This window comes from Anaerosphaera aminiphila DSM 21120, from assembly GCF_900129925.1.
GTDB classification, from domain to species: Bacteria; Bacillota; Clostridia; order Tissierellales; family Peptoniphilaceae; genus Anaerosphaera; species Anaerosphaera aminiphila.
This window is the reverse complement of the sequence record NZ_FQXI01000004.1, coordinates 44,292-57,859: the sequence shown is the minus strand read 5'-3', so window position 1 is coordinate 57,859 and position 13,568 is coordinate 44,292. Positions and strand designations below refer to the sequence as shown.

Annotated in this window: 12 protein-coding genes; all 12 read left to right on the top strand. The window is 32.4% G+C overall.

Annotation, left to right across the window (positions count from 1 at the left end):
* Positions 1 to 102: 102 nt before the first annotated feature.
* The 12 genes from glmU (at position 103) to BUB47_RS03955 (ending at position 13,534) form a co-directional block, all read left to right on the top strand.
* A complete protein-coding gene (gene glmU, locus BUB47_RS04010; RefSeq protein WP_073183999.1) occupies positions 103 to 1,479 on the top strand; it encodes a bifunctional UDP-N-acetylglucosamine diphosphorylase/glucosamine-1-phosphate N-acetyltransferase GlmU in 1,377 nt (458 codons plus the stop codon).
* A 17-nt stretch (positions 1,480 to 1,496) separates the two neighbouring features.
* Complete coding sequence (locus BUB47_RS04005) at positions 1,497 to 2,450, top strand: ribose-phosphate diphosphokinase (protein WP_073183997.1); 954 nt, start codon at positions 1,497 to 1,499, stop codon at positions 2,448 to 2,450.
* Positions 2,451 to 2,461: 11 nt separating this feature from the next.
* A complete protein-coding gene (gene pth / locus BUB47_RS04000) occupies positions 2,462 to 3,034 on the top strand; it encodes an aminoacyl-tRNA hydrolase (protein ID WP_073183995.1) in 573 nt (190 codons plus the stop codon).
* 64 nt (positions 3,035 to 3,098) lie between these two features.
* On the top strand, positions 3,099 to 6,578 hold the full coding sequence (mfd, locus tag BUB47_RS03995) for a transcription-repair coupling factor (RefSeq protein WP_073183994.1): 3,480 nt from the start codon (positions 3,099 to 3,101) through the stop codon (positions 6,576 to 6,578).
* 46 nt (positions 6,579 to 6,624) lie between these two features.
* Positions 6,625 to 7,743, top strand: a complete 1,119-nt coding sequence (locus BUB47_RS03990; RefSeq protein ID WP_083529062.1) for a peptidylprolyl isomerase — start codon at positions 6,625 to 6,627, stop codon at positions 7,741 to 7,743.
* Positions 7,744 to 7,880: 137 nt separating this feature from the next.
* Positions 7,881 to 8,759 (top strand): UDP-N-acetylmuramate dehydrogenase, encoded by an 879-nt coding sequence (murB, locus tag BUB47_RS03985; protein WP_073183992.1) that lies wholly within the window; start codon positions 7,881 to 7,883, stop codon positions 8,757 to 8,759.
* Positions 8,760 to 8,899: 140 nt separating this feature from the next.
* On the top strand, positions 8,900 to 9,739 hold the full coding sequence (rapZ, locus tag BUB47_RS03980; protein WP_073183990.1) for an RNase adapter RapZ: 840 nt from the start codon (positions 8,900 to 8,902) through the stop codon (positions 9,737 to 9,739).
* A gap of 4 nt (positions 9,740 to 9,743) precedes the next feature.
* Positions 9,744 to 10,712, top strand: coding sequence for a gluconeogenesis factor YvcK family protein (locus BUB47_RS03975; protein WP_073183988.1), 969 nt, complete (start codon positions 9,744 to 9,746; stop codon positions 10,710 to 10,712).
* A gap of 50 nt (positions 10,713 to 10,762) precedes the next feature.
* On the top strand, positions 10,763 to 11,785 hold the full coding sequence (gene fni, locus BUB47_RS03970; protein WP_073183986.1) for a type 2 isopentenyl-diphosphate Delta-isomerase: 1,023 nt from the start codon (positions 10,763 to 10,765) through the stop codon (positions 11,783 to 11,785).
* A gap of 163 nt (positions 11,786 to 11,948) precedes the next feature.
* Positions 11,949 to 12,155, top strand: coding sequence for a helix-turn-helix transcriptional regulator (locus BUB47_RS03965; RefSeq protein ID WP_073183985.1), 207 nt, complete (start codon positions 11,949 to 11,951; stop codon positions 12,153 to 12,155).
* A 36-nt stretch (positions 12,156 to 12,191) separates the two neighbouring features.
* Positions 12,192 to 12,935, top strand: coding sequence for a DUF3169 family protein (locus tag BUB47_RS03960; RefSeq protein ID WP_073183983.1), 744 nt, complete (start codon positions 12,192 to 12,194; stop codon positions 12,933 to 12,935).
* Complete coding sequence (locus BUB47_RS03955; RefSeq protein WP_073183982.1) at positions 12,935 to 13,534, top strand: stage II sporulation protein M; 600 nt, start codon at positions 12,935 to 12,937, stop codon at positions 13,532 to 13,534. The genes BUB47_RS03960 and BUB47_RS03955 overlap by 1 nt, the downstream gene beginning before the upstream one ends.
* The last annotated feature ends 34 nt before the right edge of the window (positions 13,535 to 13,568 follow it).

Genomic DNA, 13,568 nt, shown 5'->3' with positions numbered 1-13,568 from the left:
ACAAGTCTGTTTTTTGTTGGTTAGAAAATAAAAGTGGTTGAGTAAAATAAAAGTGATGGTTATAATATAAATAGTAAATTGTAAAGAGGTGTGATTTTTTTAATGAAAGTTTCTATAATTCTTGCAGCCGGAGAGGGAACAAGAATGAAATCAAGTACTCCTAAAGTGCTACACAAAATTTTGGGAATACCTATGCTAGGATATGTAATTAACAGTGCGAAAGATTCCGATGTAGAAAAGATAAGTGTAATCATTGGACACGGTAAGGAAAAAATAAATGAGTATTTTCAAAATGATGACATAATTTTTAGAACACAGCCAATGGGGGAAAAAATTCCATATGGAACTGGATTTGCAGTTATGCAAGCTGATTTAGACTACAATGATGAAGATACAGTTCTAATATTAAATGGGGATACTCCTTTAATAAAATCTAAAACCTTGGACGGATTTATAAAATATCATGAACAAGGTAAGTTTTCATGTACAATTTTAACAGCTGATCTTGAAAATCCCTATGGATATGGACGCATAGTCAGAGATGGCGATGCACAGATATATAAGATTGTAGAGCAAAAAGATGCAAGTGAAAAAGAAAAGCTGATAAGAGAAATCAACTCTGGAATATTTGCCTTTAAAGGTTCAGATTTAAGAGAGGCACTTAGGTCTTTAAATACTGACAATGCACAGGGAGAACTTTACTTAACAGATATAATAAAGACACTATTTGATGAGGAAAAGAGAATTGGAGGATATAGACTTAGAGATAATAGAGAAATATTCGGTGTAAACTCCAGAGATCATCTTTCAATATGCACTGAAATAATGAAGGAAAGAGTAAATAGACAGTATATGCTAGATGGAGTCAGTATGATTAATCCGGATAGCGTAATTATTGAGCCCACAGTAAAAATTGGAAGAGATACTATAATATACCCAGGTGCAATAATACAAGGGGATACAAGTATTGGAGAAAATTGTACTCTATATGGCAATACTAGAATAGTAAATTCTAAAATTGGAGATGGAGTTACTGTAGACAACGCTCTAATAGAGGAGTCGGTTGTTGGCGACAATACTACGATTGGGCCTTTTGCTCACTTAAGACCTAATGCAAATGTAGGTGAAAATGTAAAAATAGGAAATTTTGTAGAAGTTAAAAACTCTAATTTTGGCAACGGTTCTAAAGCGGGGCACTTGGCATATGTTGGAGATGCAGATGTAGGTGAAAATGTAAATGTTGGCTGTGGCGTAGTATTTGTAAATTATGATGGGAAAAACAAACACAGAAGTGAAGTTGGAGATCATGCATTTATAGGTTCTAATGCCAATTTAGTTGCGCCGGTAAAAGTAGAGGACTACGGCTATATAGCAGCAGGTTCAACTATAACAAAAGATGTTTACGAGGGGCAGTTGTCTGTAGAGAGAGCAAAACAAATTAACATAGATGGATGGGTAGAGAAAAAAGGTTTTAAGTAATTTTCAGGAGGAATATTATGAATTCGTGTTTTGGAGATATTATTGTAGTTACAGGAAATTCAAATCCTAAGTTAGTAGATGATATTTGTAGTCATTTGGGAATTGAAAAGGGAGTATGTGATGTAAGAACTTTTTCAGATGGAGAAATTGCCATTGACATTGCAGAGACAGTTAGAGGGAAAGATGTATTTTTAATTCAATCTACATCAAGTCCTGTGAACAATAACTTAATGGAGAGTTTAATTTTACTAGATGCACTTAAAAGAGCTTCTGCGGGAAGAATAAACGCTGTTATTCCATATTATGGATATGCAAGACAAGATAGAAAGACCAGAGCCAGAGAACCTATAACAGCAAAGCTAATAGCGGATTTATTGACAGTTGCCGGAGCTGATAGAGTTGTAGCAATGGATTTACACGCTGGTCAAATTCAAGGGTATTTTAATATTCCAGTAGACCATTTAACAGCTGTGCCATATTTGGCGAGATATTTTAAAGAAATAGTAAAAGATGAAGAGTTTGTAATAGTATCTCCTGATTTAGGTGGAGTTACAAGAACTAGAACCTTTGCAAACGAATTAAATTTACCGATTGCAATTATAGAAAAGAGAAGACCTAAACCAAATGTTTCAGAGGTTATGAATATTATTGGAGACATTGAGGGCAAGAGCTGTATTTTAATAGATGACATAGTAGACACTGCGGGAACTATTTGTCAAGCTGCAAAAGCATTAGTAGAACATGGTGCAAAAAAAGTCTATGGATGTGCTACTCATGGAGTTTTATCAGGACCTGCCTTTGAAAGAATAGAAAACAGTGTAATGGAAAAATTCATTATAACAGATACAATTGCAATTGACAGAGAAGCGGCAGGAAGTAAAATTGAAGTAGTAAGTGTTGCTCCAATTTTTGCAAGTGCTATAAGAAGAATAAATGCAAACACTTCTGTAAGCGAAATGTTTGACAAGTAAAAGGTGATAGATTGTATATTATAGCTGGACTGGGAAATCCCGGTTCAAATTATGAAGGAACTAGACACAATGTGGGATTTTCTGCAATAGATGAGCTTGCCAGAAGATTAAATATAAGTGTAAATAGAATAAAATTTAAGGGCCTTGTAGGTGAGGGGAAAGTTGGCAGTGAAAAAGTCTACTTAATAAAACCTCAGACTTATATGAATAAAAGTGGAGAGTCAATTAGGGAAATATGTAATTTCTACAAGGTAGAGCCAAATAATTTAATAGTGTTAGTAGATGATATAGACATTGAATTTGCAAGTGTAAAAATAAAGAAAAGGGGTTCAGCCGGAACCCACAATGGACTTAAATCTATTATAAGCCAACTTCAAAGTGATGACTTTCCGAGAATTAAAATCGGAGTAGGCAGACAAAACACCAATGAAGATTTGGCAAGTTTTGTGTTAAGCGGATTTTCAAAGCAAGATAGAGAGAAGATAGACGAGACAATAGAAACTGCTGTAGATGGTGCAATTGAAATTATTGAAAATGGCATAGATTCAGCAATGAATAAATACAATAAAAAAGTATCAAAATAATTTATATAAATCGGGAAATTAGTTTGCTAAGTTCCCGATTTTAAAATTAAAGTGAGGTGGAGCAGTGGACTTTTTAGTAGATGTAATGCAAAATATGAAAAGTTATAGAGAAATTTTAGAGTTTATATCTAATAGACAGTATCCTATTTCAGTTTTTGGAATGACCGAAAGTGAAATAGGACATTTTTCCTATTGCATTAACAAAAATTTAAATAGACCTCTTTTAATTATTACTTCAAATGGACTTAAGGTTAGAAAAATATATGAAGATATAAAGAGCTTGGGAATTGAAGAAGTGTCAATATATCCTAAGCGAGAAGTGTTTTTATATGACAGGGACTTTAAAAGTTTTGACACTATGAAAACTAGAATAAAGACACTTTCAGACCTTAGTATGAATAGAAATAAAGTTACAGTTACTACTATAGATGCCCTGAGAGATAGAGTTTCAGATGTAAATTTGTTTAGAGACTATATATTAAATATAAGCCAGTCTGATGAATTAGACTTAAAGGACCTGGAGTCAAAATTAATTTTAATGGGTTATGAGAGATACTCACAGGTTGAAGGAGTGGGGCAGTTTTCCATAAGAGGTTCAATTGTAGATATATACACTCCGGAAAGTCCATATAGGCTGGAGCTATTTGATGTGGAAGTGGACTCCATAAGATCTTTTGACATAAGCACTCAAAGGTCGATTGAAAATTTAAAGTCCATAGAAGTAACTCCAGTAAGTGACATTATTTTAAGGGAAGAGTATAGAAAAGAAATAAGCAAGAATTTAAAAAGTGCATTAAAATCGTCAAAACTCAAGGGAGAGTATAAAGATAGACTGGAAGAAAAGTTTGGAAAGTATATTGATGCCCTAGAAGAAAATATGACAATAGCGAATCAAGATTTAATTTTACCTTTTTTAAATAATGAGTATTTAAATGGACTTTTAAATTACTTTCAAGAAGAGCCATTAATTTTAATAGAAGATCCCAATATATGTATTGACGGATTAAAGACCTTGGCTATTGAGCAAAAAGAAAATTTAATTGAGATGATAAGTCGTGGAGAAGCTCTAAAAGAACATGAAAATATAGAGTACTCTGTGGAAAAAGTTTTAGATATTGTACAAACTTCAAATACTATTACACTTAACAGTCTTACAATTGCACCTAGAGGATTTGAGTCCAAGGGAATTACAACACTGAGCATGAAGTCCGTAACGAATTATAGGGGCAAAATGAAGCTCTTTATAGAAGACTTGAAGAATTACATGTATAGAGGCTATAAAGTGGTTATTTTAGGTGGAAATGAGAGCAGAGCCGGTAGACTCTTTGACACCTTAGTGGAATTTGAAATACCTGCCAGATTTGAACTTAATAGAGACAGTAAAATAAAGAGTTCTGAGGTAGTAGTTACAACTGGAACTTTAAACGATGGATTTGAAATAGCAGATATAAAACTTGTAGTAATAAATTATTCTGAAATCTATGGTGAAAAAAAGGAAAAGAAAAAAACTTCTAAAAAGGCAAAAACTTTAAATTTTGAAGATTTAAGTGTGGGAGATTATGTAGTACATGAAAGTCATGGAATAGGTAAGTACATTGGAACACAGAGACTTGAAGTACAGGGGATAAAAAAAGACTATGTAGTAATAGAATATAAAGGTGAAGATAAACTGTTTTTGCCAATGGAGAGTTTGGACTTAATATATAAATATGTGGGTTCAGAGAGCAAAGCTCCAAAAGTAAATAAATTAAACAGTCTCGAGTGGAAGAAGACAAAGGCAAAGGCAAAGAAAAACGTAGAAGATATGGCAGAGGACTTAATTAAGCTCTATGCCAAAAGACAAGAAGCCAAGGGATTTGCCTTTAGTGAAGATACTGAGTGGCAAAGGGAATTTGAAGATGCCTTTGAATATGAAGAGACAGAAGGCCAGTTGAGATCTTCCGGTGAAATAAAAAAAGATATGGAAGAGCCCAGACCTATGGACAGGTTACTCTGTGCAGATGTGGGCTATGGTAAAACTGAAGTTGCAATTAGAGCAGCCTTTAAAGCTGTAATTGATGGTAAGCAAGTTGCCTTTTTAGTTCCAACTACAATACTTGCTCAGCAGCATTACAATACTCTTGTAGAGAGGTTTAAAGACTTTCCAATAAAAATTGCAATACTCAGCAGATTTAGGACCAAAGCTGAACAGAAAAAAGATATTGAAGATTTAAAAAAGGGATTTGTAGACATAGTAATTGGAACTCACAGACTTCTATCAGAAGACGTTAAGTTTAAAGATTTAGGGCTTTTAATTATTGATGAGGAGCAGAGATTTGGAGTAAGACACAAAGAGAAATTAAAGATGTTAAAGGAAAACTTAGACACCTTGACACTTACAGCTACACCAATACCTAGAACACTTCAAATGTCTATGATTGGAATTCGTGATATGTCAGTAATAGAAGAACCTCCGGAAGAGAGGTTTCCCGTTCAAACCTATGTATTGGAATACAATGACTTAATGGTCAGAGAGGCAATACTAAAGGAAATTGAACGAGGCGGGCAAGTTTACTTTGTCTACAATAGAGTGCAAAATATGGAGCATAAATTACAGGAGTTAAGACAGTTAGTTCCGGAAGCTACCTTTAATATGGCTCATGGTCAAATGAGTGAAAGACAGTTAGAAGATACAATGATATCTTTTATAAATAATGAATTTAATGTGTTACTTTGCTCTACAATAATTGAAACTGGAATGGACGTGCAGAATGCCAATACTATGGTAGTTTCAGATGCTAATAGACTGGGACTTTCTCAACTTTACCAATTAAGGGGTAGAATAGGGCGCTCAAATAAAATAGCCTATGCTTATTTTACCTATGAGCGAGATATTTCTCTAACTGAGATTGCTCAAAAGAGATTAAAGGCAATTAAAGAATTTACTGAATTCGGCTCCGGATATAAGTTGGCACTTAGAGACTTGGAAATAAGAGGCTCAGGAAGCATTCTTGGCTCTAGACAACATGGGCACATAGATTCCATAGGCTATGACTTGTATATTAAGTATTTAAAAGATGCAGTTTCAAGATTAAAAGGTGAAGATGTAGTTGAAGAGGATGATACTACAATAGATATTAAGCTGGATTCCTATATACCTAAGCTCTATATTACCAATGAAATGCAGAGGTTGGAAGTATACAAAAAAATTGCCGTAATTGAAAGTGAAGAGGACTATTCAGATTTGGTAGATGAACTAATAGATAGATTCTCCGACATACCTATGGCAGTGTCAAACTTAATGGACATATCTCTTTTAAGGCACAATGCCAAAGATGCAGGGATAACTTCTATTACCCAGAAGAACAACAACTATGAATTTAAAATATCAAAAAATTTAAATTTGGGAATAATAAATGAACTTCAAGATAACTTTAAGGATATTGTATTAGACTTGGGAAAAGAGCATGGATTTACAATTTCAAACTTAAAATATCCAATAGAAGATTTGAAAAAAGCCGTCAATATTATTAAATTACACAAAAAACTCACATCAAAAAAATGAAAGTAGTGTATAATAATATGAGCGTAAATTAAGGAAGGATGATATTTTGAAAATTTTTAATAAGAAAATAATAGCTTCACTGTCTTTAGGACTATTAATGTTTACTACTGCTTGTGGTAAGGGACCTGAGGGAGTAGCTGCAACAGTTAATGGAGTAGAAATACCAGAAGAAAAATATGTAGAGCTTTATGCAATGCAAAGAAATCAATATGTGCAAATGGCAGGTTCAGAAGATATTTTAAAGGAAGCGTATCCAAACGATGAATCAAAGACTATTGATGAAGCCATTAAAGAAACTGCTTTAAACAGTTTAGTGGAAATGGAAGTAATAAAACAAGATGCAGAGAAAAAGGGAATTAAAGTTGACGAAGCAAAAGTAAATGAAGCAGTAGAAAGTGTAAAGTCACAATATGGAAGTGAAGAAGAATTTAACAAAGCTCTAGAAGAAGCCGGACTTACTTTAAACTTCTTTAAAGAAGATATTGCAAATTCACTTTTATCAAATGATTATGCAACAAAAATTACAGAAGAAGTAAAACCTACTGAAGAAGAAATTAAAAAATACTATGATGACAATAAAGATAGTTTCTTTAAAGCCAAAGCAGCTCATATTTTAGTTGCAACTAAAGATGAAGCTACAAAGCTTAAAAAAGAACTTGATAAAGGCGCAGACTTTGCAAAATTAGCTAAGGAAAATTCAACTGATGAAAGTAATGCAGCTTCAGGTGGGGACCTTGGAGAATTTACAAATGGAACCATGGTTGAACAATTTGACAGCGCTGTAAAAGTAATGAAAGATGGAGAAATTTCCGATCCAGTACAAACAGATTTTGGATATCACATAATTAAATTGGAAAGTAAAACTCCTAGAACTTTTGAAGAAGCTAAATCTGAAGTAGAGCAAACAGTTGCTGAAGAAAAGTTTACAAATTACATTAACGACTTGCAAAAAGCTGCAAAAGTTAAAAAATATGTAAAGCCAACTGATGAAGTTGTAATTCCTGAAGAACTTCAACTAAAAGCGACACCAGCTACTGAAGAACCAGCTGAAGAAGCAAAAAATGAAGCGACAAATAAAGCAGAAAACAAACCTGCAAACGAAGTAAAAAATGAAACAGCTAACAAAACAGAAAATGCTGCAAATAAAAACACAGAAAAAAAATAAAATATTTAAATGTAGGCAGGCAAATTTATTTGTCTGCTTTTTTAATGTAATAAATTTAAAATAATAAATTTATTTTTGTAAAACTGCTTACTTTTATAATAATTATCTATATAGTATAATTCTAAAAGAGGTGTGTTATGGAAAAATTTAAAAACTATGGCGAAGTTCTTTATGATGAGCCTTTAAAAAAATATACTAGCTTTAAAACCGGTGGACCTGCAAATGTATTGTTAATTCCCAAAACTGAAAGTGATTTAATAGAGTCTATTAAAATTTGCAGAGAAAAGTCTTTAAAATACGTAGTTCTTGGAAATTGTACAAATGTATTAGTAGATGACAACGGATTTGACGGAATAGTGATAATGTTAAAAAATACTTTAAATGATATAAAGATAGAAGATAATTACCTGACTGCTCAATCCGGAGCAACTTTAAAACAAATTGCCAATAGAGCCTGTGAAAAATCTCTAACGGGACTTGAATTTGCCCATGGAATTCCCGGCTCAGTTGGTGGCGGAGTAATTATGAATGCAGGAGCATATGACGGGGAAATAAAGGACGTAGTTGAAAGTGTGAGAATGCTCGACGATAATTTAAATATAATAGAGTTAAAAAACAGTGAGATGAACTTTGGCTATAGAAAAAGTATAGCTCAAGAAAATAACTATATAATTTTAAGTGCAAAGTTTAAGTTAAAAGAAGGCAGCAGTGATGAGATAGTAAGTAAAATGGAAGAACTATCCAAAAGACGTGCAGAAAAACAACCGCTGGAACTTCCCAGTGCAGGCTCTACATTTAGAAGACCTGAGGGCTACTACGCAGGGAAACTCATAGACGACAGCGGACTTAGAGGATTTACTCATGGAGGAGCGGGAATCAGTGAAAAACACTGTGGTTTCGTAGTAAATAAAAACAATGCAACTTCTAAAGAAATTAAGGAAACTATAGAGATAGTTCAAAAAGTAGTCTATGATAATTTTAAAGTAAAGCTTGTAAGAGAAGTAAAATATATTTAAAAACTTAATAGAACAAAAATAGAAACTACTTAAAATAGTTTCTATTTTTAGTTTAAGTAGAGAAGTTGTTTTAAAATTTTATTGTCAATAAAATTCTGTGTTATATAATAGTAATAAGATTTACTAATAGGAGAATATATATGGAAATACTCGTAATTACAGGAATGAGTGGGGCTGGGAAGTCTCAAGCTTTAAATGTACTAGAAGACTTAGGATATTTTGCAATGGACAATCTTCCTCCGGCGTTGATTCCAAAGTTTGCGGAAATTGCCTCAGTTGCAAATTATGTAAGCAAGGTATGTGTCGTAGTAGACGTTAGAAGTGGGAAATTTTTTGACGACTTACTGTCCTCGCTTGCGAAATTAGAAGAAATGAATATAGATTATAAAGTAATGTTTTTAGAGGCAAGAGAAGATGTAGTAATAAAGAGATATAAGGAGCTTAGAAGGCCCCACCCTTTAAATCAATCTATAGTAAAGGGATACAAGGAAGAAAAGCAAATTTTAAAGAATATAAAGTCGAGGGCTGACTATTTAATAGACACCTCAGATTTAAGTAATCAAGAATTAAAAAAAGCTATTAGAGAAATATTAAAAATAGATAAAGAAGATGCTTTAAAAATATCTATTTGCTCCTTTGGCTTTAAAAATGGAATATTAAAAGATGCAGATTTAGTATTTGATGTTAGATTTTTGCCGAATCCATTTTATATTCCGGAATTAAAACATTTAGATGGAGAAAGTGAAGAGACAAAAAAATACGTTATGAGCTATGATGTTACAAAGGAATTTATAAATAAATGTGTAGATATGTTGACTTTTTTAATTCCAAACTACTTAAAAGAGGGAAAAACCGTGCTTGTAGTGGGAATTGGATGTACTGGTGGTTTTCACAGGTCTGTAGTAATTGCAAATGAAATTGGAAGAGTATTAAAGGCGCTTGGCAATAACGTAACGGTGACGCATAGGGACAAAGGTTGATATTATGGAAAAAAATCTTGTTGTAATAGGCGGAGGAACTGGAATTTCCGCATTGCTAAAGGGCATAAAAAAGTACACTTCAAAAATAACTGCAATAGTTACAATGACAGATGATGGAGGAGGTTCCGGAGTACTTAGAAAGGACCTGGGAATGCTTCCACCTGGAGATGTGAGAAACTGTTTAATAGCTCTTGCAAACACAGAGCCTGTTATGGAAAAATTGCTGCAGTACAGATTTGAAATGGGAAATTTAGAAGGTCAAAACTTTGGAAATCTTTTAATAGCTGCTCTTTGTGAAATATACGGCGGATTTGACAACGCTCTAATAGAACTGGAAAATGTGCTTAGAATTACAGGAAAAGTGGCACCTGTTACCTTCGAAAATGTTCACTTAGTAGCTGAATTTGAAAATGGAGATAAGTGTATTGGGGAGTCGACTATTCCAAAAATGTGTTCAAAACTAAACACTAAAATAAAAAATATGAGTTTGTTTCCAAATATTCCAAAGGCAAATTCCAAGGCCCTTGATGCACTTAATGGTGCAGATGTAATATTATTTGGACCTGGAAGTCTATACACTTCTATTATTCCAAATTTAATAGTAGATGGAGTAGTTGATACATTAAAAAGTGCTAAGGCAAAAAAAGTCTATATTTCCAATGTAATGACTCAAAGGGGAGAGACGGACGACTATACTATTAAAATGCATATAGAGGCTATAGAAGCTCACAGCTATAAGGGGATTTTCGACATGTGTATAGTAAACAGTGACAGTCCTGAAAAAGTTCTGTTGGAAAACTACTTGCACCAAGACGATTCTTCAAAAATAGATATAAAAGAAGAAGATGTAAAATTTTTAAATGAGAGATCAATTGAGCTGATAAAAGGAGATTTTTTAGAGTCAGATAACAACTATATCCGCCATAGTGGTTACAAGGTTGGAGAGGCACTTAAAAAATGCTCATTATTGTAAAAAATATAAAAAGATGATATCATTTATTTACTAAGAGTGGGAGTGAAATGATGAGAAAATATAGAAAAAGAGAGCACATTGAGAATTATCTTCGTACGACATATGTGGGTAATCCAATGTTTGAGGACGTATTTTTATATCACAATGCATTACCGGATATTGATTTTGATGAAATAGACACATCTACTATCTTTTTAGATAAGAAAATTAGTTTTCCATTGCTTATTAATGCAATAACTGGGGGAAATTCATTTTCAGAAGAAATAAATAATTCTCTAGCTGAAATTGCCAAGACATTTAATATACCTATGGCAGTGGGTTCACAGACTATTGCACTGGAAGATAAGGATACAATAGGTTCTTTTCAATGTGCAAGAAAAATTATTGGAGACGGAATCTTACTTGGCAATATAAATGGACACACTTCACTGGAAGATGCTAAAAGGGCAGTAGATATGATAGAAGCTGACGGTATGCAAATTCATTTAAATCCAGCTCAAGAGCTTTCGATGGAAGAAGGCGACAGAACTTTTAAGGACGTACTTTTAAATATAGAAAAGATTGTAAATGGCTTAGAAGTTCCTGTAATAGTAAAAGAAGTTGGATTTGGAATATCTAAAGATGTGGCTAAAAAATTATATTCCATAGGAGTAAAAAATATAGATATTTCAGGATTTGGCGGTACTAACTTTTTAGAAATTGAAAATCTCAGAACTCCAGATGAAGATATTTCAGAATTATTTGGATGGGGAATTCCATCGGCAATGAGTTTAATAGAGGTAAAGGCACTTGAATATGAAGATTTAACTATAATAGGTTCAGGTGGAATAAAAAATGCACTAGACCTTGTAAAGTGTATAGTAATAGGAGCTTCTATAGGAGCAATAAGTGGAGAGCTTTTAAGCTACTTAGTCCATGGCGGATATGAATATGCTCATCAATATATTGAAAATATAGTTTATAAATCCAAGATGATTATGCTCTTAACAGGTGCAAAAAATATTGAAGAACTTCAAAATGTAAACTATAGAGTAACGGGAAAACTTCGTGAATTAGTAGATTATGACAAGTAATTATATATATTATTTTAGTAACTGTTTAATAGGACAGTTACTTTTTTTATGGAAAGTATTGACAAATAAACTTGTCATATGTATAATAAATGTAAAGTTAAGTTGTCAAAAAGACTATTAAAGTTTACAATATGTAAAAGTAAGTAGGCAAAGGAGGTTTAATGTGCAATTAAAAAATAATTTAAAGATGTATAGAGCTAGAGAAGATATAAATCAACAGGAGATGGGAAAAAAAGTAGGAGTTTCAAGACAGACTATAAGTGCAATAGAGCGTGGAGACTACTCGCCATCTGTAACGCTGGCACTTGAAATAGCTAATTTTTTTGAAGTTGCAGTAGAGGAAATATTTTATTTAGTGGAAGAAAATTAGTTGTATTAAATAATGAATGTTATTTTGGAGGAAGAGATGAAAAAAGATAAAAAAATATTATTAAAATTTACAGTGGTGATTATATGTGCTTTTATAGTTGGAGGATTTTTTGGCGGATTTGCACATAATTTGCAAGATGTAAACTTAGGTGTACTTCTAACAGAAGAATATAGTAAAGTTTCCCCGTATATATTTTATGGGATAGTAGTAATTTCAGTATCATATTATGCGTATATTCTATCAAAAATTAAAAGTGGATTAAAGAAAATTGAATATGCTGATGATGAGCAATTTGAAGGTGAGTACAGTTTGTTGGAAAAGTATATAGAAAAATTAACTTACTCTTCATCAATAGCTTATGCAGTAATTTTTTCAATATATGCAACTTACTTTATAAGTGTTTTAAATTATATAGATGATATTTCCCTTATTCATATAGTAGCAATAACTGTAATATTTTTATTGTATGCGGGAATTACAATCTTTGTAAGCAGTAAAATAATGAAGACCATCAGAGAAATTAATCCTGAAAAAAATGGGAATGTACTGGATTTCAAGTTTTTAGATGAGTACTTGGCAAGTTGTGATGAAATGGAAAAGATGCAAATTTACAAGGCGGGTTTTGAATCCTATAGAAAGTTAAATTCAGCATTTCCAATTGCAATAGCTGCAATATTTATTATAGGGATAATGATAAAAGGCGGAATTTTGGCAATATTGTCTGTGACAGTACTTTGGGTAATGTTGATGATTTCTTATTTAATGGGGGCTAGAAAATAATGAGTGAGTTAAAAATAGATGAAAGGTGTAAGAGTACATTAAAGAAAATAATTCTGTTTTGCACAGTTTTATTTCTAGTTTCAGTAGTTGGAGCATATATCTTAGCAAGAGGTAACTGGGAATTAATAGAGGCACAAATTGCGCAGATGATGGAAGGCGTTATGGATAATTTAAATATTGAAACTAATAAAAATTTCGGATTATCTCTTTTTATAAACAATTTAAGAGCGGTTAGCCTTATGATATTAACCGGTTTTATTCCCTTTTTATTTATTCCCATTTTTATATTGGTGCTAAATGGAATAATAATAGGAGCACTTCCAATGTTAACAGGAACTAACTTTGTAAGTACCATGGTATTTGGCATTTTACCTCATGGAATATTTGAACTTTCAGCTATTATACTGGGTGCAAGTTTTGGAGTTATGATATGTTTAACTATAGTTAGGAAGATTATCGGAAAAAATACTGTGGAATTTAAAATTTTGTTAAAGTACATCTTAAAAAAATATGTATTTGTAATTATTCCGCTCTTAGTTATAGCGGCAATAGTAGAAGCTTATATTACACCAATAATTTTAATGAACACAATTTTTTAACTAATAATAGGTCGGACACCCGACTTATTATTTT

Excerpts from the sequence above, each read along its gene's own strand:
- glmU (WP_073183999.1), top strand. The coding sequence starts at position 103 with ATGAAAGTTTCTATAATTCTTGCAGCCGGAGAGGGAACAAGAATGAAA.
- BUB47_RS04005 (WP_073183997.1), top strand. The coding sequence starts at position 1,497 with ATGAATTCGTGTTTTGGAGATATTATTGTAGTTACAGGAAATTCAAAT.
- murB (WP_073183992.1), top strand. The coding sequence starts at position 7,881 with ATGGAAAAATTTAAAAACTATGGCGAAGTTCTTTATGATGAGCCTTTA.
- rapZ (WP_073183990.1), top strand. The coding sequence starts at position 8,900 with ATGGAAATACTCGTAATTACAGGAATGAGTGGGGCTGGGAAGTCTCAA.
- BUB47_RS03975 (WP_073183988.1), top strand. The coding sequence starts at position 9,744 with ATGGAAAAAAATCTTGTTGTAATAGGCGGAGGAACTGGAATTTCCGCA.
- fni (WP_073183986.1), top strand. The coding sequence starts at position 10,763 with ATGAGAAAATATAGAAAAAGAGAGCACATTGAGAATTATCTTCGTACG.
- BUB47_RS03960 (WP_073183983.1), top strand. The coding sequence starts at position 12,192 with ATGAAAAAAGATAAAAAAATATTATTAAAATTTACAGTGGTGATTATA.
- BUB47_RS03955 (WP_073183982.1), top strand. The coding sequence starts at position 12,935 with ATGAGTGAGTTAAAAATAGATGAAAGGTGTAAGAGTACATTAAAGAAA.